At 70.6% G+C, this 23,382-nt stretch carries 20 protein-coding genes and 1 tRNA gene; 3 read left to right on the top strand and 18 right to left on the bottom strand.

All coding sequences use genetic code 11. The features are described from left to right. Positions 1-5: 5 nt before the first annotated feature. The 16 genes from ABZ898_RS01730 to ABZ898_RS01655 all read right to left on the bottom strand — a co-directional run bounded on the left by ABZ898_RS01730 (position 6) and on the right by ABZ898_RS01655 (position 18,198). A complete protein-coding gene (locus ABZ898_RS01730; protein WP_361651692.1) occupies positions 6-446 on the bottom strand; it encodes a hypothetical protein in 441 nt (146 codons plus the stop codon). Positions 447-851: 405 nt separating this feature from the next. Then, the gene (locus ABZ898_RS01725; protein WP_361652271.1) at positions 852-2,174 is read right to left on the bottom strand and encodes an MraY family glycosyltransferase; all 1,323 of its coding nucleotides are present in this window, start codon (positions 2,172-2,174) and stop codon (positions 852-854) included. 129 nt (positions 2,175-2,303) lie between these two features. Then, positions 2,304-3,542: a serine hydroxymethyltransferase gene (gene glyA / locus ABZ898_RS01720; RefSeq protein WP_361651690.1), complete on the bottom strand. Its 1,239-nt coding sequence runs from the start codon at positions 3,540-3,542 to the stop codon at positions 2,304-2,306. A gap of 118 nt (positions 3,543-3,660) precedes the next feature. Then, positions 3,661-4,320 carry a protein-tyrosine-phosphatase gene (locus tag ABZ898_RS01715; protein ID WP_361651688.1) on the bottom strand — a complete coding sequence of 220 codons (660 nt, stop codon included), beginning with the start codon at positions 4,318-4,320 and terminating at the stop codon, positions 3,661-3,663. Between the two features lie 52 nt (positions 4,321-4,372). After that, on the bottom strand, positions 4,373-5,020 hold the full coding sequence (locus ABZ898_RS01710) for an L-threonylcarbamoyladenylate synthase (RefSeq protein WP_361651686.1): 648 nt from the start codon (positions 5,018-5,020) through the stop codon (positions 4,373-4,375). A 52-nt stretch (positions 5,021-5,072) separates the two neighbouring features. Next, the gene (gene prmC / locus ABZ898_RS01705; protein WP_361652269.1) at positions 5,073-5,912 is read right to left on the bottom strand and encodes a peptide chain release factor N(5)-glutamine methyltransferase; all 840 of its coding nucleotides are present in this window, start codon (positions 5,910-5,912) and stop codon (positions 5,073-5,075) included. Positions 5,913-5,995: 83 nt separating this feature from the next. Continuing rightward, positions 5,996-7,072 (bottom strand): peptide chain release factor 1, encoded by a 1,077-nt coding sequence (gene prfA / locus ABZ898_RS01700; protein ID WP_361651684.1) that lies wholly within the window; start codon positions 7,070-7,072, stop codon positions 5,996-5,998. 108 nt (positions 7,073-7,180) lie between these two features. Beyond that, a complete protein-coding gene (gene rpmE, locus ABZ898_RS01695; RefSeq protein ID WP_161145758.1) occupies positions 7,181-7,402 on the bottom strand; it encodes a 50S ribosomal protein L31 in 222 nt (73 codons plus the stop codon). Positions 7,403-7,594: 192 nt separating this feature from the next. Continuing rightward, entirely contained in the window at positions 7,595-8,725 is a 1,131-nt protein-coding gene (locus ABZ898_RS01690) for an LCP family protein (protein ID WP_361651682.1), read from the bottom strand. A gap of 348 nt (positions 8,726-9,073) precedes the next feature. Beyond that, positions 9,074-11,056, bottom strand: coding sequence for a transcription termination factor Rho (gene rho / locus ABZ898_RS01685; RefSeq protein WP_361651680.1), 1,983 nt, complete (start codon positions 11,054-11,056; stop codon positions 9,074-9,076). Between the two features lie 423 nt (positions 11,057-11,479). Then, entirely contained in the window at positions 11,480-12,397 is a 918-nt protein-coding gene (gene thrB / locus ABZ898_RS01680) for a homoserine kinase (RefSeq protein WP_361651678.1), read from the bottom strand. Positions 12,398-12,657: 260 nt separating this feature from the next. Next, positions 12,658-13,716 carry a threonine synthase gene (thrC, locus tag ABZ898_RS01675; RefSeq protein ID WP_361651676.1) on the bottom strand — a complete coding sequence of 353 codons (1,059 nt, stop codon included), beginning with the start codon at positions 13,714-13,716 and terminating at the stop codon, positions 12,658-12,660. A 6-nt stretch (positions 13,717-13,722) separates the two neighbouring features. Beyond that, positions 13,723-15,015 carry a homoserine dehydrogenase gene (locus ABZ898_RS01670; RefSeq protein WP_361651674.1) on the bottom strand — a complete coding sequence of 431 codons (1,293 nt, stop codon included), beginning with the start codon at positions 15,013-15,015 and terminating at the stop codon, positions 13,723-13,725. Positions 15,016-15,160: 145 nt separating this feature from the next. Next, on the bottom strand, positions 15,161-16,552 hold the full coding sequence (gene lysA, locus ABZ898_RS01665; RefSeq protein ID WP_361651672.1) for a diaminopimelate decarboxylase: 1,392 nt from the start codon (positions 16,550-16,552) through the stop codon (positions 15,161-15,163). A 33-nt stretch (positions 16,553-16,585) separates the two neighbouring features. Further along, a complete protein-coding gene (gene nrtL, locus ABZ898_RS01660; RefSeq protein ID WP_361651670.1) occupies positions 16,586-17,578 on the bottom strand; it encodes an ArgS-related anticodon-binding protein NrtL in 993 nt (330 codons plus the stop codon). Positions 17,579-17,712: 134 nt separating this feature from the next. Beyond that, positions 17,713-18,198: a response regulator gene (locus tag ABZ898_RS01655; RefSeq protein WP_361651668.1), complete on the bottom strand. Its 486-nt coding sequence runs from the start codon at positions 18,196-18,198 to the stop codon at positions 17,713-17,715. Between the two features lie 142 nt (positions 18,199-18,340). Here ABZ898_RS01655 and ABZ898_RS01650 point away from each other — a divergent pair. From ABZ898_RS01650 to ABZ898_RS01640, 3 genes are all read left to right on the top strand, one after another. Then, a tRNA-Arg gene (locus ABZ898_RS01650) sits at positions 18,341-18,412 on the top strand. 250 nt (positions 18,413-18,662) lie between these two features. Then, complete coding sequence (locus tag ABZ898_RS01645) at positions 18,663-20,780, top strand: toll/interleukin-1 receptor domain-containing protein (RefSeq protein WP_361651667.1); 2,118 nt, start codon at positions 18,663-18,665, stop codon at positions 20,778-20,780. Between the two features lie 15 nt (positions 20,781-20,795). Next, positions 20,796-21,470 (top strand): class I SAM-dependent methyltransferase, encoded by a 675-nt coding sequence (locus ABZ898_RS01640; protein ID WP_361651665.1) that lies wholly within the window; start codon positions 20,796-20,798, stop codon positions 21,468-21,470. Here the strand turns inward: ABZ898_RS01640 and ABZ898_RS01635 are convergent. Together ABZ898_RS01635 and ABZ898_RS01630 are read right to left on the bottom strand one after the other, a co-directional pair. Next, positions 21,462-21,956, bottom strand: a complete 495-nt coding sequence (locus ABZ898_RS01635; RefSeq protein WP_361651663.1) for an NUDIX domain-containing protein — start codon at positions 21,954-21,956, stop codon at positions 21,462-21,464. The genes ABZ898_RS01640 and ABZ898_RS01635 overlap by 9 nt on opposite strands. A 219-nt stretch (positions 21,957-22,175) precedes the next feature. Beyond that, complete coding sequence (locus ABZ898_RS01630; RefSeq protein WP_361651661.1) at positions 22,176-23,243, bottom strand: hypothetical protein; 1,068 nt, start codon at positions 23,241-23,243, stop codon at positions 22,176-22,178. Positions 23,244-23,382: the final 139 nt, after the last annotated feature.

The following is a 23,382-nucleotide window of genomic DNA, read 5'->3' as shown; positions in this document are numbered from 1 at the left end:
ACCCCTCATGACGAACGGTCCGTCTTCTGGGACTTGTCTTCCTTCGACGACGCGTCGGGATCGACGTAAAGGATCTTCGCCTTCATGTGGGCACGCGCCTGGGCGGCGATCCACGTCAGGGTGGCCACCACCAGAACGACGGCGAAGGCACGGGGGTTGAACAGGGTCGTGTTCTTGAACAGGCCCACGAAGATGACCAGCAGCAGGAGTTGGGCCGCGTAGAGCAGCAGACCCATCATCTGGAACAGCTGCGGGAAGGACCTGGCGGTGCGCTGGAGAACGTAAAGACCGATCCCCATGAAGAGGATGACGATCAGTGTGCCCACGACGGCCCCGACCGCGCCCTTGCCGCCGACGACAACACCGCTGACGACGGCGGCTATCGCGCCGACGGCAGCCGTGGGCACGGCGGCCTGGGCAAGAATCCGGACGTCATTGGACGGCATGGCGGCAACTCCGCTTTCACAAGGGGGCAGGGTGTCGTCATGGACGAGCGTAGTCCCGGTCCGAGTACGGAAAGTCTCACGCCGTCGGACCGTCGCTTCACGGTCTCCGGCTCTGTCCCGGGTTCTCGTGAACCGTATCACAAACTATTTGATGCAGTCTTTACCTGGGGGTGTGCCAGACGTCACGCATGAGAGTGATGGTGCGCGCATGTGCGGGAACCGGGTGGGCTTGTCTGGTATTAGGGGACTTTGCTCCCCCACGACTTGGCAATGCTCTAGTCAGATTCTTACCTTGTGACGGTCCGGACGCCGGTCTGCATCGCACCGGACGGCCACCTGCCCGGCATGCCAAGAGCGCCTCCGGGAAACCCTTTACGGGCTCCCGGAGGCGCTCGGACATGGTCCTCAGATCCTGACCTTGCCGTCCTTGGCGGCGCGGGAGCGGGCGCCGAGGGCCGTCGCTCCGTTGACGCCGGGTACGGCTGCCGCGGTGGGGGTGGGCTCTGTGAGGGCCGGGGTGTCCTCGGGGGACTCCTCGGCGGACTCCTCCGGGGGCTCTTCGTACCTTCGGTAGCGCGGGGGGACGAAGCGTTCCGCCCAGCGTGGGGCGTGGGGGGTGAAGCGGGGCAGGAGCAGCATCACCAGGCCGATGGCGCTGAGGAAGACCACGCCGAGCACGATCCACATCGACGCCGAGTTCACCGAGTACGCCAGCACGCCGAAGCCGATGAGCGCCGACCAGAAGTACATGATCAGCACGGCCCGGCTGTGCGAGTGGCCGATCTCCAGCAGCCGGTGGTGCAGGTGGCCGCGGTCCGCCGCGAACGGCGACTGGCCGCGCCAGGTGCGCCGCACGATGGCCAGCACGAGGTCGGCGGCCGGGATGGCGATGATGGTCAGCGGCAGCAGCAGCGGGATGTACGCGGGCACCATCTGGTGCACGGTGCTGCGCTCGGAGCCGGAGAACAGGTTCAGCCGGTCCGGGTCGACCTGCCCGGTGACGGAGATGGCGCTGCCCGCCAGCACCAGGCCGATGAGCATCGATCCCGAGTCGCCCATGAAGATGCGCGCCGGATGCATGTTGTGCGGCAGGAAGCCCAGACACATGCCCATCAGGATCGCCGCGAACAGGGTCGCCGGCGCGGCCGCCTCGATGCCGTAGCCGTACCAGATGCGGTAGGCGTACATGAAGAACGCGGCGGTGGCGATGCACACCATGCCGGCCGCGAGACCGTCCAGGCCGTCGACGAAGTTGACCGCGTTGATGGTGATGACGACCAGGGCGACGGTCAGCAGCGTGCCCTGCCACTGGGTGACGGCGACCAGGCCCACACCGGGGATCGGCAGCCACAGGATCGTCAGACCCTGCACGACCATCACACCGGCGGCGATCATCTGGCCGCCCAGCTTGATCAGGGCGTCGATCTCGAACTTGTCGTCCAGCACGCCGATCAGCCAGATCAGCGCGGCCCCGGACAGCAGGGCGCGGGGCTCGTTGGAGTTGACGAAGACCTCGTTGAGGTTCTCCAGGTGGTCCGCGACGAGCAGGCCCGCGCACAGTCCGAAGAACATGGCGATGCCGCCGAGCCGCGGAGTGGGCTCCCGGTGCACGTCCCGGGCCCGGATCTCCGGCATCGCTCCGGCCACGATCGCGAATTTCCGTACCGGCCCTGTCAGCAGGTAGGTCACCGCGGCCGTGATGCAGAGCGTCAGGAGGTATTCACGCACGGGCATCCCCACAGATTTCGCTGGCCATCACAGCCCCACACCCTAGCGAGGGACAGGTAATGGTGAGGACCTGCGGGGGCCGGTGACGGTTGCGGCCGGGGCCTTGTGTCCCGTATGCCGCCCTCCGGCTCACTCGGGGTACGGCGGGAAATCGGCGGTCAGCGCGCGCACCTCGGCCCGTGCCGCGGCCGGGTCCCGCCCGCCGCTGACCACTCCGGCCAGCAGCGCGGCGATCCGCGCCATGGCCGGCTCGCCCATGCCCTGGGTGGTCACGGCGGCCGTTCCGAGCCTGAGCGCCCGGCCGCCTGTGTGCGCAAGCGCACAGCAGTCCAGCACCAGACCGGCCGCCGCGAGCCTGCCGCGCGCGGTCCGGCCGTCCATGCCGAGGGGGGCGGGATCGGCCACGACGAGATGGGTGTCGGTGCCGCCGGTGGCGATCGTGAACCCGGCCGCCGCCAGGTGCCCGGCGAGCGCGCGCGCGTTGGCGACCGCCTGGTGGGCGTAGGCGGCGAACGCGGGGGTGGCCGCCTCGCCGAACGCGACGGCCTTGGCGGCGATGGAGTTCATCTGGGCGCCGCCCTGGGTGAAGGGGAAGACGGCCCGGTCGACCCGCCGCGCGAGCCCGGCCCCGCACAGGATCATCCCGCCGCGCGGCCCGCGCAGCGTCTTGTGCGTGGTGGCGCACACCAGGTCGGCGTACGGCAGCGGGCTCGGCGCCGCTCCCCCGGCGACCAGTCCGGCGGAGTGCGTCAGCGTCACGATGAGATACGCCCCGACCTCGTCCGCGACCTCGCGGAAGAAGGCGTGGTCGAAGTGGCGGGGGTAGGCGGTGGAGCCGCACACGATGGCTTTCGGCCGGCGCTCGCGGGCCAGCCGGCGCACCTCGTCGTGGTCGACGAGCCCGGTGCCCGGGTCGAGGCCGTAGCCGACGAAGTCGAACCAGCGGCCGGAGAAGTTCGCGGGCGAGCCGTGGGTGAGGTGGCCGCCGTCGTCGAGGCCGAGGGCGAGGACGGTGTCGCCGGGGCGCAGCACGGCGGCGTAGGCGGCCAGCATGGCCGAGGAGCCCGTGTGCGGCTGGACGTTGGCGTGCTCGGCGCCGAAGACGTCCTTGGCGCGCTCGACGGCGATGCGTTCGGCGGTGTCGGCCAGCGCGCAGCCGCCGTGGTGGCGGGCGCCGGGATACCCCTCGGCGTACTTGTTCGCCAGTGACGAGCCGAGGGTGGCGAGGACGGCGGGCGAGGCGAAGTTCTCGGCCGCGGTGAGCTGCAGGGTCGTCGACTGCCGGTCCAGTTCGCCGCGCAGGATCTCCGCCAGCTCGGGGTCGGTCCGGCTCAGGGCGTCCGTGTCCAGCACGGGTGTGACCGACATGACGGGCTCCGGGCGGTCGACGGTGACGAGGGGCGGCGCCCCGGGTCTCCAATGTAGGCCGTGCCGCGGGCGGACGCTTCTCCGCCGGGTCCGGCCCCCTGCCGGAGCCCGGCGCGCGTCACATGCGGGCGGGCACGCCCGTCAGCGCGGTGACGACCGGGTCGAGGGCGTCGCGTATCTCGTCGCCGATGGAGCGGAAGAAGGGCAGCGGGGCCCCGTAGGGGTCGTACACCTCGTCCGCCTCGGCGGTGGGGGCCAGCAGCCAGCCGCGCAGCGCGGCGGCCGCGCGGACCAGGGCGCGGGCGCGCAGCACCACGCCGTCCTCCAGGGGCGGCAGGGTGGCCGGGTCTATCGCGCGGACCAGGCGGGTGAACTCCTTCAGCGTGAAGGTGCGCAGGCCCGCCGAGTGGCCCATGGAGATGACCTGGGCGCGGTGGTCGCGGGTGGCGGTCAGCACCAGGTCGGCCATGATGACGTGCTCGTCCAGCAGCTCCCGGCCGGTGAACCCGGCCGCGTCCGCGCCGAACTCGGCGAGCACGGTCTCCGCGTTCTCCTCCATCCGGGCACCCTCGTGGCCCCAGGTGCCGGCGCTCTCCACGATCAGGCCGCCGCCGAGCACGCCGAGCCGCTCCGCCACGAAATGCCGGGTCAGCCGCTCGGTGATGGGTGAGCGGCAGACGTTGCCGGTGCTGACGTGGAGGATGCGGAAGGTGTCGCGCGGGAACCCGAACGTCGTGGTCTGCTCCGCCGGGTGTTCCGCGCCGCCTATGCCGCGCATGGGGTGACCCCCTGCTCGGGCGGGACGGCGCGGGTGTGCGGTCCGGGGGCCGTCAATTCGCCACCTCAAGGTCGGGTACGACCTTGCGCAGCTCCTCCGGGGAGATCGCGCCCTGGCGCAGCAGCAGCGGCACCGGGCCGGAGACGTCCACGATGGACGACGGCACGTTGCCGGGGGTGGGGCCGCCGTCGAGGTAGACGGAGACGGAGTCGCCGAGCATGCGCTGGGCGTCGTCGCAGGTCTCCGGCGCCGGGTGGCCGGTGAGGTTGCCGGAGGAGACGGCCATCGGGCCGAACTCGTTGAGCAGCTCGATGGCGACCGGGTGCAGCGGCATGCGCACGGCGACGGTGCCGCGGGTGTCGCCGAGGTCCCACTGCAGGGACGGCTGGTGCCGGGCGACCAGGGTGAGCGCGCCGGGCCAGAAGGCGTCGACGAGCTCCCAGGCGGCCTCGGAGAAGTCGGTGACGAGACCGTGCAGGGTGTTCGGGGAGCCGATGAGCACGGGGGTGGGCATGTTGCGGCCCCGGCCCTTGGCGGCGAGCAGGTCGGCGACGGCCTCCGCGGAGAACGCGTCGGCGCCGATGCCGTAGACCGTGTCGGTCGGCAGCACCACCAGTTCGCCCCGGCGTACCGCGGCCGCGGCCTCGCGCAGGCCCGTCACGCGGTCGGTGGCGTCGTTGGTGTCGTATCGCCGTGCCATGTCTAGCGGGCCTCCTCGTACGCGTACAACTGGGGGTGGTTGCGGTCGGTGCTCACGGTGTCGCCTTGCGGGCCGTGGCGAACCGCGGGCGGTTGTTGAGGTCGGGGTGGTCGGCCGCGTCGGCCCAGCCCCGCTCCTCGGTGAAGATCCACGGCACCTGGCCGCCCTGGGTGTCGGCGTGCTCGATGACGACGACCCCGCCGGGGCGCAGCAGCCGGTGCGCGGTGCGTTCGATGCCCCGGATGAGGTCGAGCCCGTCCTCTCCGGAGAACAGGGCCAGCTCGGGGTCGTAGTCGCGGGCCTCGGGGGCGACGTACTCCCACTCGGTGAGCGGGATGTACGGCGGGTTGGAGACGACGAGGTCGACCTGGCCGTCGAGGTCCGGGAAGGCGGACAGGGCGTCGCCCTGGCGCAGGTCGACGCGGGAGCCCTCGACGTTCTTGCGGGTCCACCGCAGGGCGTCCTCGGACAGCTCGACGGCGTGCACGCGGGAGCGCGGCACCTCCTGGGCGAGCGCCAGCGCGATGGCGCCGGAGCCGGTGCACAGGTCGACGATGCAGGGCTCGACGACGTCCATGGCGCGTACCGCGTCTATCGCCCAGCCGACCACCGACTCGGTCTCCGGCCGGGGCACGAAGACTCCGGGGCCGACCTGGAGCTCCAGGTAGCGGAAGTAGGCCCGCCCGGTGATGTGCTGGAGCGGCTCGCGCTGCTCGCGGCGGGCGATGACCTCCCAGTACCGGGCGTCGAAGTCGGAGTCCTTGACCGTGTGCAGGGCGCCGCGCTTGACGCCGTGCACGAACGCGGCCAGTTCCTCGGCGTCGGTGCGCGGGGAGGGCACTCCGGCGTCGGCCAGCCGCTGGGTGGCCTGGGCGACCTCCGCGAGCAGCACGCTGCGGGGGCTCGGGGGTCGCCCCCCGAAGTCTTGCTGCACGCTTCTCCTCCGGTCCTCGTGCGTGGTCCTGCCGGGCGTTCTTACGCGTTCGCGAGCTTCGCCGCCGAGTCGGCGTCGACGCACGCCTGGATCAGCGCGTTCAGCTCGCCGTCCAGGACCTGGTCCAGGTTGTACGCCTTGAAGCCGACACGGTGGTCGGAGATGCGGTTCTCCGGGAAGTTGTACGTACGGATCTTCTCGGAGCGGTCCACGGTGCGCACCTGGCTGCGGCGGGCGTCGGCGGCCTCGGCCTCGGCCTTCTCCTGGGCCGCGGCGAGCAGCCGGGAGCGCAGGATGCGCATGGCCTGCTCCTTGTTCTGGAGCTGGCTCTTCTCGTTCTGGCAGGAGGCGACCACACCGGTGGGCAGGTGGGTGATGCGCACGGCGGAGTCGGTGGTGTTGACGGACTGGCCGCCGGGTCCGGACGAGCGGTAGACGTCGATGCGCAGGTCGTTGGGGTTGATCTCGACGTCGATCTCCTCGGCCTCCGGGGTCACGAGGACACCCGCGGCGGAGGTGTGGATGCGGCCCTGGGACTCGGTGGCCGGCACGCGCTGCACGCGGTGCACGCCGCCCTCGTACTTCAGGCGGGCCCACACGCCCTGGCCGGGCTCGGTAGCGCCCTGGCCGCCCTTGGTCTTCACGGCGACCTGGACGTCCTTGTAGCCGCCCAGCTCGGACTCGGTGGCGTCGATGATCTCGGTCTTCCAGCCGACCCGCTCGGCGTAGCGCAGGTACATGCGCAGGAGGTCACCGGCGAACAGGGCGGACTCGTCGCCGCCCGCTCCGGCCTTGATCTCCAGGATGACGTCCTTGTCGTCGCTCGGGTCGCGCGGGACCAGCAGCAGGCGGAGCTTCTCGGTGAGCTGCTCGCGCTGCTTCTCCAGGTCCTTGACCTCGGCGGCGAAGTCGGGGTCGTCGGCCGCGAGCTCGCGCGCGGTCTCGATGTCGTCCCCGGTCTGCTTCCAGGAGCGGTAGGTGCCGACGATCGGGGTCAGCTCGGCGTAGCGCTTGTTGAGCTTGCGCGCGTTGGCCTGGTCGGCGTGGACCGACGGGTCGGCGAGCTTGCTCTCCAGATCGGCGTGCTCGGCGACGAGTTCCTCGACGGCCTCGAACATCTTTCGGCTCCTGATACGGCGGGTGAAGGGGTGGCGGGCGACCAAAAACGCCGGTCCCTGGCGCGCCCCGCGAGGGGCGCGACCGTGGACCGGCGGTTCGGGGGCTCGCTACTTCTTGGAGCCGGAAGCCTTGCCGAAGCGGGCCTCGAAGCGGGCCACACGGCCACCGGTGTCGAGGATCTTCTGCTTGCCCGTGTAGAACGGGTGGCACTCGGAGCAGACCTCGGCACGGATGGTGCCGGAGTCGATGGTGCTCCGCGTGGTGAACGAGGCGCCACAGGTGCAGCTGACCTGCGTCTCGACGTACTCGGGGTGGATCTCGCGCTTCAAGGTGTCTCCTAGGTTCAGGGAGGGCGCCGGGTCGCCACCGCGGGATGCGGGCGCGTGAACCGGAGCCGACGTACCAGTCTGCCAGGACTGGCGCCATCCCCCAAAACCGGGGGTGGGGCCGATGTATTCCCGCGGGCGTCCCGAGGGGGGGCGCGGAACGGCGTGGGGCCGACTTGGGGGGGCGGGGCCGCGTCAGGGTGTGACGACGCCCTTGGCCCCGCCGGTGGCCGTGCCGATGGTCGCCGAGTCGGGGATCGGCCTGTCGTTCTTCAGGGCCGTCCAGATCCGCTGGGCCTTGTGCCGCTCCAGCAGGACGCGGTTGGGGTCGGCGGGGTCGTACTGGACGGGCATCGTGACCATGTGCATCCCGGAGGCGCTGATGCCCTTGAGGCCGCCCGCGAAGTCCGCGAGGGAGTTGACCGAGCCGAGGTCGGAGTCGGTGGTGACGGTCCGGGTCGCGGTGTCGGCGAGGTCGTAGAGCTTCTTGGGGTTGCTCAGCACGCCGAGCTGCCTGGTCTGGGCGATCAGGGCCTTCACGAACGCCTGCTGGAGCTGGATGCGGCCCAGGTCGGAGCCGTCGCCGACGCCGTGCCGGGTGCGGACCAGGCCGAGGGCCTGCGCGCCGTCGAGGGTGTGGGTGCCCGCGGTCAGGTCCAGGTGGCTGTCGGGGTCCTGGATGGCGCGGGTCGTGGTGACGCGTACGCCGCCGAGGTCGTCGACGAGGCGCTCGAAGCCCGCGAAGTCGACCTCCAGGTAGTGGTCCATGCGGATACCGGTGAGCGACTCGACGGTTCTGACCGCGCAGGGCGCGCCGCCGGTGGCGTAGGCCGAGTTGAACATGACGTCCCGCGCGGCCGGATACGTGTGGCCCTTGGTGTCGGCGCAGGCGGGGCGGTCGATGAGGGTGTCGCGGGGCACGGAGACGACGGACGCCTTCTTGTGGCCCTTGTAGAGGTGGACGATCATCGCCGTGTCGGAGCGGGCGCCGCTGTCGGCCGCTCCGCCGCCGAGCTTGCGGTTGGCGCCGGCGCGGGTGTCGGAGCCGAGGACCAGGATGTTCTGCGAGCCGTTGTCGGCCTTGGCGGGCCGGTCGCGGCCCAGCACCTGGTTGATGTCGATGCTCCGGATGTTCCCGTTGAGCTTGAAGTAGACGTACCCGGCGCCGGCACCGGCCAGCACGACCACGCCCGCGGCCGTCCAGGCCGTGGCGAGCAGGGCCTTGCGGCCCGCGCTGCGGGGCTTGCGGCGGCGGCCCTTGCCCCGGCGGCGGGGGCCGTCTCCGGTCTCCGGTATGCCGGGCTCCGGCGTGCTCTCGGTGGACACTGCGCTCCTAGGTCTCGTCCGTTCGATTACCCCCTGCGATCAGGGTCGGGAGCGGTCATCACCACTCCATCGTCGCTCCGCCTGCTGGAACAGGGAAACTCGGGACAGGCTCGCACAAAGCACAGCGCCGCCTGGTTCGACAGTGGTCACCTTGAGTGATCGACTCCGCGGAGCGTCTCCGCGTTCACCTGCGCTTTCTCGGAAGGGGCCGTACCGAGCCAAGTCGGTACCGAACGTCACACCTGTGGCAAAGGTCTCGCGGGAGCCGTCGGCACGCAAAAGGGCCGCTCCCGTCGCGTGTGCGGCGGAGGCGGCCCTTGAGGTCCCGGGAGGGTGGCTCAGCTGTGCTCAGTCACCGTTGCCGGGAGCCGGCGTCGTCTTCTGGATCTGGGTCAGGAACTCGATGTTCGACTTGGTCTGCTTCATCTTGTCGAGCAGCAGCTCGATCGCCTGCTGCTGGTCGAGCGCGTGCAGCACGCGACGCAGCTTCCAGGTGACGGCGAGCTCCTCGCTGCCGAGCAGGATCTCCTCCTTGCGGGTGCCGGACGCGTCGACGTCCACCGCCGGGAAGATGCGCTTGTCGGCGAGCTTCCGGTCGAGCTTGAGCTCCATGTTGCCGGTGCCCTTGAACTCCTCGAAGATCACCTCGTCCATGCGGGACCCGGTGTCGACGAGCGCGGTGGCGAGGATGGTCAGCGAGCCGCCGTCCTCGATGTTGCGCGCCGCGCCGAAGAAGCGCTTCGGCGGGTAGAGGGCGGTCGAGTCGACACCACCGGAGAGGATGCGGCCCGACGCCGGGGCGGCGAGGTTGTACGCACGGCCCAGACGCGTGATCGAGTCGAGCAGCACGACGACGTCGTGGCCCAGCTCCACCAGGCGCTTGGCGCGCTCGATGGCCAGCTCCGCGACCGTGGTGTGGTCCTCGGCCGGGCGGTCGAAGGTCGAGGAGATGACCTCGCCCTTGACCGAGCGCTGCATGTCGGTGACCTCTTCCGGACGCTCGTCGACCAGGACGACCATCAGGTGGCACTCGGGGTTGTTGTGCGTGATCGCGTTGGCGATCGCCTGCATGATCATGGTCTTGCCGGTCTTCGGCGGGGCCACGATCAGACCGCGCTGGCCCTTGCCGATCGGCGACACGAGGTCGATGATCCGGGTCGTCAGGATGCCGGCCTCGGACTCAAGACGCAGACGGTCCTGCGGGTACAGCGGCGTCAGCTTGTTGAACTCCGGCCGCCCGCGGCCGTGTTCGGGCGCCATGCCGTTGACGGAGTCGAGCCGCACCAGCGCGTTGAACTTCTCGCGGCGCTCGCCCTCCTTGGGCTGGCGGACCGCGCCGGTGAGGTGGTCGCCCTTGCGCAGGCCGTTCTTGCGGACCTGGGCGAGGGAGACGTACACGTCGTTCGGGCCCGGCAGGTAGCCGGAGGTACGGATGAACGCGTAGTTGTCGAGGATGTCCAGGATGCCCGCGACGGGGATCAGGACGTCGTCCTCGTTGACCTGCGGCTCGGCGATCTCGTCGCGTCCGCGGCGGCCCCGGCGGTCGCGGTAGCGGCCGCGACGGCCACGGCGGCCGCCCTCGAAGTCGTCGTCGTCCTGCTGCGTCTGGCGGTCCTGCCGGTCCTGACGGCCGCCCTGCTGCTGGCCCTGCTGGCGGTCCTGGCGGCCGCCACCCTGCTGGTCGTCGCCCTTGCCGCGGCGGTCGCGGTCACGGCCGCCCCGGTCGCGGTCACGGTCACGGCGGTCGCGGCGGCCACGGCCCTCGCCGTCGCCCGCGTCGCCCTTGCCCTCGGCCTGCGTCTGCTGGGCGTCGCCCTTCGGCTCGCCCTTGTCGCCCTTGTGCTCGGCGGACTCGGCGGCGGCCGGGCTGCCGGCGTCGGCGGTGGCACGACGGCGGCGGCGCTCGCCCTGCGCGTCGTCGCGCTCGGCGGCGGGCTGACCCGGGATGTCGATCTGCTGCGCGGCGGCGGCCTTGTCGGCGGCCGGCTGCGCGGACTTCTCCGCCTTCGCCTCGGTGGAGGCCTCACCCGTACGGGCCTTGGAGGTGGCGCGGCGCTTGGGCTTGGTCTCCTCGGCGGCCTCGGCCTTGGGGGCGCCGCCCCCGGCCTGGGCCTCCTTGATGACCTCGATGAGCTGGCTCTTGCGCATCCGCGCGGTGCCCCTGATGCCGAGGCCCGAGGCGACCTGCTGGAGCTCGGCGAGCACCATGCCCTCGAGGCCGGTGCCGCGGCGCCGACGGGAGCCGGCACCGGTGGCGGGCGCGGAGTCCGTGGCGGGCGCGGCAGCGGTCTCCTCGACACGCGCGCCCATCAGATCGGTGGTGTCGCTCACGAAGGGTCCTTCCCTGGAGCGGACGTCGGCCTGTCTGGCTCGGCGACCGGTTGTGCTGTCCGGCATCGGTGCTGTGGGTAAGTACCTGGCCGGGGCGGTGGTCCGCCTGGAAGCGGCGGAAGAGAATTTCTGGTGATGACGCTCCCGCGAGCCGTGACACCCGGTGTCACGTGGCGCGGCGGCGCCGGTTCCGGAGCTCCCCCAGAGGGGACACCCCTACCGAGGACTGGCTCAGCGCCCCCATCCGACGTACTGCCCAAGTACGGCGCACGGAACACGGAGTGGCTCGGGAGGCTCCCGGAAGAATGTCTGTCCCTGACGGGGACACGAAGCACCGCGCCATGGTGGGGTCGGGTGCAGACTTGAGATTAACACTACCGGATGCAACAAACATTCCCCCTCTCCAAATCCGGCAACCGGGTGTCAGGGCGCAAGCGGCAGCACGCTCGCTCCCTGCATGTCGAGGCTCAGCCGGTTGGCCGCCCAGTCGGCGCCCGCGAGGGCTTCCACCTTGTCCGCGGTGGCCTCGTCGGTGAGCGCCATGACGGTGGGCCCGGCACCGGAGATGACGGCCGGTACGCCGTCCGCGCGCAGCCGTTCCACCAGCGCGGCGCTCTCCGGCATGGCGGGTGCGCGGTACTCCTGGTGCAGCCGGTCCTCGGTGGCCGGCAGCAGCAGCTCGGGGCGCCGGGTCAGGGCCTCCACCAGCAGCGCGGCACGGCCGGCGTTGGCGGCGGCGTCCACATGGGGGACGGTACGGGGCAGCAGACCGCGCGCGGTCTCGGTGAGCACGGGCTTCCCGGGCACGAAAACCACCGGAACGATGGAACGCTCGGGGTCCATCCTGATGGCGCGGGCGGCGCCGGACTCCAGCCAGGAGAGGGTGAACCCGCCGAGCAGACAGGCCGCGACGTTGTCCGGGTGGCCCTCGATCTCGGTGGCCAGCTCCAGCAGCGCGGTGTCGTCGAGGCGGGCCTCGCCGCCTATGGTCACCGCGCGCGCGGCGACGATGCCGGCGCAGATGGCGGCGGAGGAGGAGCCGAGGCCCCGGCCGTGCGGGATGCGGTTGGCGCAGACGATCTCCAGCCCGCGCGGCTGCCCGCCCAGCAGGTCGAAGGCGGTGCGCAGGGACCGTACGAGCAGGTGGCGCTCGTCGCGCGGGAGGGTCTCACCGCCCTCGCCCGCGATGTCGATGTGCAGCCCTGAGTCGGCGACCCGGACGACCACGTCGTCGTACAGCCCCAGTGCCAGGCCCAGGGCGTCGAAGCCCGGACCGAGGTTGGCGCTGGTGGCGGGGACGCGCACCCGGACGGCGGCGGCGCGGAAGGCGGGACCGGCCATCGCTCGAAGTCTCTCCTTGAGCTGCGTGACGGACGTGATTGCCGAACGACCCGCTGGGGGCGTCCGGTGCGGACACTCGATGACGTACGAAACCCGTCGGGCCGCTCGGCACGGCGCGGCCACGGGCCACACGCGTGGGCATATGCGGTGGGCGGGTTGCTCACAGCCTATCGAAGGAAGGTTCTGCCGCGACATAGGGCGCACAGGAGGCGCACGATGCGTGTCGCAAGCCCCCTGTGCACCCTCCGCGGTGCGGCACGTCAGGCGAGGCCGAGCCGCTCGGCCGCGACGGACGCGTCGACCGGCACGGTGACCGGCGGCGGGGCGCCGGCCACGGCCCAGTCCGGGTCCTTCAGACCGTTGCCGGTGACGGTGCAGACGATGGTCTGGCCGGGGTCGACCTTGCCCTGCTCGGCGGCCTTGAGGAGACCGGCGACCGAGGCGGCGGAGGCGGGCTCCACGAAGACACCCTCCTGCGCGGCCAACAGCCGGTAGGCGCGCAGGATCTCACGGTCCGTCACCTCGTCGATGTGGCCGCCGGACTCGTCCCGCGCGGCCAGCGCGTGACTCCAGGACGCGGGGTTGCCGATGCGGATGGCGGTGGCGACGGTCGAGGGGTCCTTGACGACCTCTCCGCGCACGATGGGCGCGCTGCCCGACGCCTGGTAGCCCCACATGCGCGGGGTCCGGCCGGCCGGACCGTCGGCGGCGTACTCCCGGTAGCCCTTCCAGTAGGCCGTGATGTTGCCGGCGTTGCCGACCGGGAGGACGTGGATGTCGGGGGCGTCGCCCAGCATGTCCACGATCTCGAAGGCGGCGGTCTTCTGGCCCTCGATGCGCACCGGGTTGACCGAATTGACCAGCGACACCGGGTAGTTGTCGCTCAGGTCGCGGGCGAGGTCGAGGCAGTCGTCGAAGTTGCCGTCGACCTGGAGGATCTTCGCGCCGTGCACGAGGGCCTGGCCCATCTTGCCGAGCGCGATCTTGCCCTGCGGGACGAGCACGGCGCAGACCATGCCGGCCCGCACCGCGTAGGCGGCCGCGGAGGCGGAGGTGTTGCCGGTGGAGGCGCAGATGACCGCCTTGGCGCCCTCCTCCTTGGCCCGCGTGATGGCCATGGTCATGCCCCGGTCCTTGAACGAACCGGTGGGGTTGGCCCCCTCCACCTTGAGGTGGACCTCGCAGCCGGTGCGCTCGGAGAGCACCTGCGCGGGCACGAGGGGCGTGCCGCCCTCGCGGAGCGTCACGACCGGCGTGCTGTCGGAGACCGGCAGCCTGTCCCGGTACTCCTCGATGATTCCGCGCCACTGGTGGGTCATTGCCGCTTACTCCCCTTCAACCCGCATGATGCTGGCGACACCCCGCACGGTGTCGAGCTTGCGCAGCGCCTCCACCGTCCCCGTCAGGGACGCGTCGGAGGCCCGGTGGGTGACGACGACGAGGGACGCCTCGCCGTCCTTCCCCTGCTGCCTGACCGTATCGATGGACACCCCGTGCTCGGCGAAGACCGTGGCGACCTGCGCGAGGACACCCGGTTTGTCGGCGACGTCGAGGCTGATGTGATAGCGCGTGACGACGTCCCCCATCGGGGAGACGGGCAGCGCCGCGTACGCCGACTCGCCGGGGCCGGTCGCGCCGCCCAGGCGGTTGCGGCAGACGGCGACGAGGTCGCCGAGGACGGCCGAGGCGGTGGGCGCGCCGCCGGCGCCGGGGCCGTAGAACATGAGCTGCCCGGCCGCGTCGGACTCCACGAAGACCGCGTTGTACGCGCCGCGCACCGAGGCCAGCGGGTGGGTCAGCGGGATCATCGCCGGGTGGACGCGGGCGGTGACCGAGGCGCCGTCCCTGGCCCGCTCGCAGATGGCGAGCAGCTTGATGGTGCAGCCCATCTCGCGGGCCGAGCGGAAGTCGGCCGCGGTGACCTCGGTCATGCCCTCGCGGTGCACGTCGTCGAGGCGGACGCGGGTGTGGAAGGCGATCCCGGCCAGGATGGCGGCCTTGGCGGCGGCGTCGAAGCCCTCGACGTCGGCGGTGGGGTCGGCCTCGGCGTACCCGAGCGCGGTGGCCTCGTCCAGCGCCTCCTGGTAGCCGGCGCCGGTGGAGTCCATCTTGTCGAGGATGAAGTTGGTGGTGCCGTTGACGATGCCGAGCACCCGGTTGACCTTGTCACCGGCGAGGGACTCGCGCAGCGGGCGGATCAGCGGGATGGCACCGGCGACGGCGGCCTCGTAGTAGAGGTCGCGGCCGTGCTCCTCGGCGGCGGCGTGCAGGGCGGCGCCGTCCTGGGCGAGCAGGGCCTTGTTGGCGGAGACGACGGACGCGCCGTGCTCCAGGGCGGTGGTGATGAGGCCGCGGGCGGGCTCGATGCCGCCGATGACCTCCACCACCACGTCGATGTCACCGCGCTTGACCAGGGCGGTCGCGTCGGTGGTGACCAGCGCCGGGTCGATCCCCTCGCGCACCTTCGAGGGCCGCCGTACGGCGACCCCGGCCAGTTCGACCGGGGCCCCGATGCGGGCGGCGAGGTCGTCGGCGTGCGTCGTCATGATGCGCGCCACCTCGGAGCCGACCACTCCACAGCCCAGCAGCGCCACCTTCAGCGGACGCGTACGCATCATCCGACCTCGTTTCCTCTCACCGTCTACGGTTTGACCAGTCTCACTCACCGGACGGGGCTTTCTACCCTTCGTCCGGATCGTGAGACATCTGTTTCGCGTTCCCGGACCGGTACGGACCGGGACCTGTGGCGGCCCTGGGCGGGCCTCAGCCGACGTCGAGCCGGAGCAGGTCCTCCTCGGTCTCACGCCGGACGATCACCCGCGCCTCGCCGTCGCCGACCGCGACGACCGGCGGGCGCAGGACGTGGTTGTAGTTGCTGGCCATGGACCGGCAGTAGGCGCCCGTCGCCGGTACGGCGATCAGGTCGCCCGGCGCCAGGTCGGCGGGGAGGAACGCGTCCTTGACCACGATGTCCCCGCTCTCGCAGTGCTTGCCGACCACGCGGGTCAGCATCGGCTCGGCGTCGCTGGTGCGCGAGACGAGGGCGACGCTGTACTCGGCGTCGTACAGCGCGGTGCGGATGTTGTCCGACATCCCGCCGTCGACGGACACGTACGTCCGCAGCCCGTCGAGCGGCTTGACCGTGCCCACCTCGTACAGCGTGAACGCGGTCGGCCCGACGATGGCGCGGCCGGGCTCGACGGAGATACGGGGGACGCCGAGCCGCGCCGCCTCGCACTCGCGGGTGACGATCTCGGTGAGCGCCTTGGCGATCTCGTGCGGCTCGCGGGGGTCGTCGGAGCTGGTGTAGGCGATGCCGAGGCCGCCGCCGAGGTCGATCTCGGGCAGCTCGACGCCGTGCTCGTCGCGGATGTCCTTCAGCAGGCCGACCACGCGGTGGGCGGCGACCTCGAAGCCGGACATGTCGAAGATCTGCGAGCCGATGTGGCTGTGGATGCCGATGAGTTCGAGCCCGTCGAGGGTGAGCGCGCGCCGTACGGCCTCCGCGGCCTGTCCCCCGGCCAGCGGGATGCCGAACTTCTGGTCCTCGTGCGCGGTGGCGATGAACTCGTGGGTGTGCGCCTCGACGCCGACGGTGATCCGGATCTGCGCCTTCTGCCGCTTGCCCAGTTCCTGGGCGATGTGGGCGACGCGGACGATCTCCTGGAAGGAGTCGAGCACGATGCGGCCGACCCCCGCCTCGACGGCGCGGCGGATCTCCTCGGTGGACTTGTTGTTGCCGTGGAAGGCGATGCGCTCGGGGTCCATCCCGGCCGACAGCGCGGTGGCCAGCTCGCCGCCGGAGCAGACGTCGAGGTTGAGCCCCTCCTCGTCCAGCCAGCGCACGACGGCGCGGGAGAGGAACGCCTTGCCGGCGTAGAACACGTCGGCGTCGGCGCCGAAGGCGGTGCGCCAGGCGCGGGCCCGGGCGCGGAAGTCGGCCTCGTCGAGGATGTAGGCGGGGGTGCCGAACTCCTCCGCGAGCCGCGTCACGGCACGGCCGCCGACGGTGAGGACACCGTCCTCGTCCCGGCTCACGGTCCGGGCCCACACCTTGGGGTCGAGGGCGTTGAGATCGGACGGCGGGGCGGAGTAGTGCCCCTCGGTCAGGACATCGGCGTGACGGGGCCCGGCGGGGTGGGCGGAACGGCTCATGAGTGCTCTCTGTTCTCTGATCGTTCTCTGATCTCAGAGGTGTTCGGGTGCGTCGATGCCGAGCAGGGACAGGCCACCGGCAAGCACCGCCCCGGCGGCTTCGGCGAGCGCCAGCCGGGCGCGATGGGCGGCCGTGGGTTTCTCCTCCCCGACGGGGAGTACCTCGGGGAGGAGGGGGAGGAGAGCGTCGGCGACGGTGAGGAGGTGCCGGGCCAGGCGGTCGGGGGCGTGCTGGGTGGCGGCCGCGCGGAGGATGCGGGGGTGGTCGGCGAGGGGGGTCTGGAGGGGGTGGGGGTGTCCGGGAGCGGCGCCTGTGTCGAGGTCGCCCGGCTCCCCGGCGAAGCCGAGGTCGCGGGCGTTGCGGGTGAGGGCGCGTACGCGAGCGTGGGCGTAGCGGACACGGAAAAGGGGGTTGATCTCGCGCTGCACGAGGTGGTCGGCGGTGATGCGGGGCCGGTCGTGCGCGGCGGGGTGCAGCAGGGCCCAGCGGGCGGCGTCGGGCCCGAGCGGCGCGGGGTCCTCGGGTGCCGGTACGGGCCGCAGGGTGACGGGCTCGCCGTGCTCGATCTCCGCCCGGCCGCCCTGGGCGGCCACGAGCCGCGCGACGGCGTCGGCGACGACCTCGGCGCGCACCTCGTACGGCACCCGCAGCACGACGGTCTTCCCGGCGAGGGCGTCGCCGTGCCCGTACTCCGTACCGCGCTCGCGGATCTCGCGGACGAGCCCGGTGAGGAGTCCGTCGCGCGCGCGGAGGGTGATGTTGAGGAACCCGGGCCCGGTGACGACGACGTCCCGAATCCCCTCGGCGTCGAGCACGTACGTCCGCAGGACCTCGGCGACGCGCAGCGGGGGCAGGCCGGCGGGGCGGGCGAGGCGGAGGGCCACGTTGGTGGCGAAGTCACCGCACCCACCAGGGCCGGGCTCGGTCACGGTGACCCCGTCCGGCGGGGCCACACTCAGCTCCCCCGTACCCACGGCACGGCGCACCGCGTCCAGCACGGTACGGGACAGCTCGGCGGGGGTCACGGGACAAGCCTAGGGGAGGAGGGTGGGGCGGAAGGGGACGGGTGGGTGGGCGTCCGGGCGGCCTTGATCCGGAGAACGGCCATGACCCGGAGGACGGGCTGATCTGGAGGACGGGCCTGATCCTGTGGACGGCCCTACCCGCCGAAGCAGACCCCGTCGGCGAGCCCACTGGCACCGTCTCCCCCGCGCCGCGGGTCGCTGCGCTCCAGGAGCCCCTTGACCAGGCGGACCAGTTCGTCGGGCTCGAAGGGCTTGGGGAGGAAGGCATCGACACCGGCGTCGAGCCCGCTCTCGACCTCATACTGGGTGCAGGCACTGATGATCGCGAGCGGGAGGTCACGCGTACGGGGGTCGGCGCGGAGGCGGGCGGCGGTGCTGAGCCCGTCGAGGCGCGGCATGACGACGTCGAGCGTGACGACGTCGGGCCGTACGTGATGCACCACCTCAAGACACTCGGCACCATCGACCGCGGTCACCACCTCGAGCCCTTCCAGCTCGAGGTTGACCTTGATCAGCTGCCGGATGCCCTTGCTGTCGTCCACAACAAGCACCCGGCCAGAGGCGCCTGACACAACTCGAGAGTAGGTCGGGGCGAGGGGCGGCGTCCCGGTTTTCCCCACTTCTCGCTCTGACGGGTGGGGGCGGGATCTGAGTGGACGCGGATGGCCGGCGACGCCGCGACCCTGCCTGCACAAAGCCGTTCCTGATCACCCCGGAAGACCTGCTAGGGTTCTACCCGTCGCCGCAAGCAGCGGCCGACACGCCCCCGTAGCTCAGGGGATAGAGCAACGGCCTCCGGAGCCGTGTGCGCAGGTTCGAATCCTGCCGGGGGCACCCACTATGAGGTGCCCAAAGACCCCGTCACCAGCGGAAACGCTGAGGCCGGGGTCTTCGCGTATGTGCGGGCTAGTACGGATGCCATGATCGACGTCGGCTCGACCGCGCCACTTGCCCTGCTTCGCAAATCGCGAGGTCAGTTATCGGCATGATCCGAACTTCGCCGCTCTCCACTCCGGCCCATACCGTCAAGAGGTCTCTGCCAGTACGCTGGTTGTCGTGTGATCCGACGGGGCGGGGGCGGTACATGGCGGACGTGACCGACGCCTGGGAGTACGACGCCTTTATCAGCTACGCGCGCTTCGACGAGAAGACGCGTGGCTTTCTTTCGGATTTCACCGGTGCCCTGTCCGAGGCATTCCGCTCGCTGAGCGGCCGGCCGTTGAGGCTTTTCGTCGATACCACGCAGATTCGGGCGTCGTCCTTATGGGAGACGCGGCTGCTCCATTCTCTGCGGCGCAGCGCGACCCTCATAGCCGTTCAGTCTCCCTCGTACGCCACCTCCGACTGGTGCGCCCGGGAGTGGGACACCTTTCTCACTCTGGAGAAGGAACGCAGGTCGGAGTACGAGCTGCTGCCTTACGAGTCCCTGGTGTTCCCGGTGCGTTTCATCTCCACCGGGCAGGTGTCGGCCCCAGGGCCGGACGCCGCTCGCAGGATCAGGGAAGCCCAGACGAGGCAGAGCGTGGACCTGACCGGCATCGAGCCCGGTGACCCGCTCTTCGCGACGCGCGTCACGGCCCTGGCCCGCGACCTCCTCGCCATGCTGGAGAATCTCGCTCCGGACCGGCGCCTCCGGGCACAGGGCGATGACGACGGAGGGCCCTCGCTCCACATCGGCGCCTCCCCGGAAGCCCATGTCCCCCTCGTCACCACACATCGCGGGCCGGACCAGCGCCGGTTCATCGAGCACCTCACCGAAGCCCGTTCGGTCACGATCATCACCGTGTCCGACGACTCGCTGCCGGATCTCATCGAGGAAGCGGCGTTACGGAAGGCGCGGACCGCCGAGGGATTCTGGGATCACCTGCACGTGGTCTTCCCCGACAACTCCGTTCTGCCCTTCATCAACGACGGACTCAGCGCGCGTTTTCCCGACCGGAACGCCGCGGTCGCGGAGCGCAAGTACCGGGTCTGGCAGGTACGTCGACGCCTCATGTCGCTGCTGTTGCGGTACGGCCGGCTCGGCCACTGGACGATTTCCTTATGCCCTTTCGCGCCGCCGTTCATCGGGACGCTGTTCTCCATGCCCGACGGAAGACAGAGCGTGCAGCTCTCGATCTCCCGGCCCAAGCTCGAATCCGCCGAGGATCTGCAGGTCAATTTCCTCGACCGGGTGGACCACTACTTCGAGCAGGCCTTCCGGGAAGTCGTGGAGTCGAGCCGCGAGGAGCACGAGATCGTGCTCGCCGGCGAGCCCACCCCGGGTACGCACGAGTTCCGGTGCAGCGGAGCTCGGTTCAGACGCAGCGTGCTGGTCGACGGCCAGGAGACCGGCGACTGGCTGGCGGCGCTGGTCGCGATCACGTGGAGACGGGGCAGGACCGGCGCCGAACCACTGCTCCAGATCAATACTCCGCGCACGTCGACCCGCGAGATGGGGAAGATCTCCCATGTGAGCGGGTACATCAATCAGCGGGACTGCGCTCTCCCCGAGTCGGGCTTCCTGACACCGTCGGGTGATTCCCACTTCCTCGTTTCCGATGTCGCGGCCCGGACGGCTCTCGATCGCGAGCTTCTGCAGGATTTCGGCATCTCTGAGTGCACCGATCCACCCGAGCTGGTGGATTCTCTCAATTTCTACTACCCGGACAAGGAAAATCTCTTCTTCTACCTGTTCGAGCAGCAACTCCCCCGCGAGACCAGATACGCCGCCGAGCTGCACATGCTCCCCTGGGGGATGGACGACCTGGTGACCATCAGGGAACACCAGGTGTATTCCAACGTGCTGACGATCTGCGGGAACGACTCACTGGACTCGTTTCAACGCGCCGGCGTCGCCCACGTTCTCGCGCTGAATCTGCGTCTGCACGGCAAGAGTGACGCCGCCGATGCGCTCGTCAGGGAGATGAGCCGGGCGAAAGTGTCCGACGAACTGCTCGGCCAGTTCGCCGCGGCCCTGCAGGAGACCAAGCGCACGCGGCGTTCGGCCCAGAAGAACGTCTACATCACGGGAATCGCGGGACTGCAGTACCGGGCCTTTTTCACGCACCTGGTTCCGACCTACGAGCGCGTGGGCGTTCCCGGCGCTCCGGATCTGCTGTCCGCCATCCAGGACGACGCATCGAGGAGGAACGCGCTCTCGGAGCTGGCCGAAGCCTACGACGACCGTGAATTCATGGAGTCTCTTCCTCTGGAAGCATAAGGACAGGGGTGTCGCATGACGGAGATACAGGAATTTTTCGATGCCGCCTACCGCGGTACCGATCGGTACTGGTGGCGCCAGGCCCACCGGTACTCCACCGATCCCGACGACCATCCCGCGTCGCTCATGACGCAGTCGATCCTGCGCTGGGCACGTCAGCGGCCGCCGGGGCGCGCGCTCGACATCGGCAGCGGAGAGGGTACGGACGCCATCAGGCTCGCCCTCCTCGGATGGCAGGTCGAGGCCGTGGAGCTGAGTGGCATCGGCGCTGCCAAGGTCCGGCGTTTCATGCGTGAGGCCGGGGTGGAGGTGGCGGTGCATCACACCGACATCCGCGATTTCGCGCCTGCCCACGCGTTCGACCTCGTCGTGTGCAACGGCGTCCTGCACTACATCGAGGAGAAGTCCGCGGTGTGCAAGCAGATGCAGGACATGACGGCCCCGGGCGGCATGAACGCCGTGTCGCTGTGGAGTACGTTCAGCCCCGTGCCCCGGCCGCACCAGGTGGTCCCGACCTTCCCCGACGACGAGGAGGGCGCCGTCGTGGGCGCGTACGGCCGGTGGCGGAAGGTCCTGCTCTACATGGAGAGGATCAAGCAGGAAGCCGGGCATCTGGACATGGACGAGCATGCCCACAGTTTCATCAAGATGATCGCGGAAAAGCCGTCCACCGCAGACGAATCACGCTGAATCCTGCGTCACCTTCAGGGCCTCGGCGACCATGGGGAGCGAGCGGTCGACGAAACTCGTCACCTGCATCGCTTCCCGCTCCTGGCTGAGCCGTTCGAGGCTGAAGTGCTCCACGCGCGCGACCTCGGCCTCTTCGATCTTGATGGGGCCGTCGTAGGAACCCAGGAAGACTCCGACCATCTCGCGGTCGGCCTCGGAGTAGAACTTCCCCACCTGCCGGCACTTGGTCTCGATGCCGAGCTCTTCCCTCAGCTCCCGGTGGGCAGCCTCTTCGTAGCTCTCGCCCGCGTCCACATGTCCGGCCGCCGCCCCCGACCAGTACAGGGGGTATGCGCGCTTCGTGGCAGCACGCTGATGCAACAACAGCTCCCCGCGGCCGTTGTGGAGCATCACGAACGCGACGCGGGAGATCAGACCCTTTTCCTCGATCTCACCCTTCTCGGCTTGCCCAATAACCTCGTCGTCCGTATTGACGATGTCTCGCATGGGTCCCCTTCGAAGTGGTGGGTCGACGCCCCGACGTGCGTTACGCACGGCGCAGCCTAGCAGTGACAGACGATCAAACTCCGTTGATCTACGTCGCATTGACGTCGACGGAAAGGTGTCTCCGCCGCCTCTACTCGCACGATCCCAATAGCCGACTCGAAGTCCTCTCGCCCTGGTCGCCGAAAATGTGGTCGCGGTCGGTTCTCCCGGTGCGCCCCCTCACTCCGGCAACTCCACCACCGTCTCCTCGTCCTCGTTCGCCGCGTACGGGTGTACCGGGGAGACCGGGGTGTACGGGGTGAACCAGGTGTCGGGGTCGTCGGGGGTGGGGGGTGCGGGTGGGATCGGGGGGTGGAGGGTGGTGGCGAAGGTTTCCAGGGCCTGGGTGACCTCGTCGGTCAGGAGGCTGTAGAGGTCGGCCGTCACCTCCGCCTGGTTCAGCAGCGACTTCAGGAGGAGTTCCTCGGCCAGACAGGTGGGGTGGTCGAACGGGGGGCGGGTGAGGCGGCCCGTCAGGGTGATCGCGGTGACGGTGAGGCGGCGGGTGAAGAGGACGGTGTAGGCGTCCGCCAGGTGCGGGGGCAGGTCGTCCAGGATCATGAACGTCGCGTTGCTGCGGGCGACCGTGGGGCCGTCGTCCTCCAGGGCGGCCAGGTCGGTGAAGAGTTCGTCCACCAGGAGGTCGATCGCGTAGACCACGGCGCCCGCCGCTATCTCCGCCGCCTCCCTGCCGACCTCGCACTCCGGCGCCGACTCGTGGTGGCCGAACGCCTCCAGCGTGAACGCCGTGAGGGTCGGCGCCAGTTCGCGCAGCCTCGTGCGCATCGCCTGGCTCTCCGAGTGGCCCGGGGCGTCCGGGGCCGCGGGGGTGGTGCCCGCCGCGTGGCGCCGGGCGCGTTCCGCCGGGTCGGACGGCGGGGCGTCGGGGCCGTCCGCCGCGTCCAGGCTCTCCTGGAGCATCTCGGAGTTCAGCTCCACCGCGCAGCGGGTCAGGCGCCAGTCGGCCAGCGGCTCGGTGCGCTCCATCAGCTCCGTCACCACCTCCCGCGCTGCGTCCTCCGCGAACTCCAGCGCCGGGGCGTCCACGAAGAGCTTCAGCAGGGCCCCACCCGGGTGGGCGGCGATCACGTCGTCCAGCAGGTCGACCTCCATGCCGTCCGGGCCCTCGACCGCCTCCAGCGAGTCGAAGCCCTTGCGCAGCAGGAAGACGACTCCCTCCCGGCGCAGCGCGTCGAGTTCCGGGGCCCCCTGGGGCGGGGCCATCGCCACGGTCACCACGTATGTCACATGTTCATCGTGCCTGAGGGCGCGCCGTTCGGGGAGGTGAATCCGAGGTACGGGACGCGGGGGCGTGCGCGGGCGGCGACCCCGGGTGCGTCTACAGCGCCGGTCCTGCTCCGTCCCCTCAGGTCCTCAGGTCCTCAGG

The organism is Streptomyces sp. NPDC046860 (assembly GCF_040645115.1).
Taxonomy (GTDB): Bacteria; Actinomycetota; Actinomycetes; order Streptomycetales; family Streptomycetaceae; genus Streptomyces.
This window is presented reverse-complemented; position numbering and strand designations above follow the sequence as displayed.

What these genes read in the sequence shown, in the direction of transcription:
- ABZ898_RS01730 (WP_361651692.1), bottom strand. Translation starts at nt 446, where the DNA reads ATGCCGTCCAATGACGTCCGGATTCTTGCCCAGGCCGCCGTGCCCACG.
- glyA (WP_361651690.1), bottom strand. Translation starts at nt 3,542, where the DNA reads ATGTCGGTCACACCCGTGCTGGACACGGACGCCCTGAGCCGGACCGAC.
- ABZ898_RS01715 (WP_361651688.1), bottom strand. Translation starts at nt 4,320, where the DNA reads ATGCGCGGCATAGGCGGCGCGGAACACCCGGCGGAGCAGACCACGACG.
- ABZ898_RS01710 (WP_361651686.1), bottom strand. Translation starts at nt 5,020, where the DNA reads ATGGCACGGCGATACGACACCAACGACGCCACCGACCGCGTGACGGGC.
- prfA (WP_361651684.1), bottom strand. Translation starts at nt 7,072, where the DNA reads ATGTTCGAGGCCGTCGAGGAACTCGTCGCCGAGCACGCCGATCTGGAG.
- thrB (WP_361651678.1), bottom strand. Translation starts at nt 12,397, where the DNA reads ATGGCCGGTCCCGCCTTCCGCGCCGCCGCCGTCCGGGTGCGCGTCCCC.
- thrC (WP_361651676.1), bottom strand. Translation starts at nt 13,716, where the DNA reads ATGACCCACCAGTGGCGCGGAATCATCGAGGAGTACCGGGACAGGCTG.
- ABZ898_RS01670 (WP_361651674.1), bottom strand. Translation starts at nt 15,015, where the DNA reads ATGATGCGTACGCGTCCGCTGAAGGTGGCGCTGCTGGGCTGTGGAGTG.
- lysA (WP_361651672.1), bottom strand. Translation starts at nt 16,552, where the DNA reads ATGAGCCGTTCCGCCCACCCCGCCGGGCCCCGTCACGCCGATGTCCTG.
- ABZ898_RS01645 (WP_361651667.1), top strand. Translation starts at nt 18,663, where the DNA reads ATGGCGGACGTGACCGACGCCTGGGAGTACGACGCCTTTATCAGCTAC.
- ABZ898_RS01640 (WP_361651665.1), top strand. Translation starts at nt 20,796, where the DNA reads ATGACGGAGATACAGGAATTTTTCGATGCCGCCTACCGCGGTACCGAT.
- ABZ898_RS01635 (WP_361651663.1), bottom strand. Translation starts at nt 21,956, where the DNA reads ATGCGAGACATCGTCAATACGGACGACGAGGTTATTGGGCAAGCCGAG.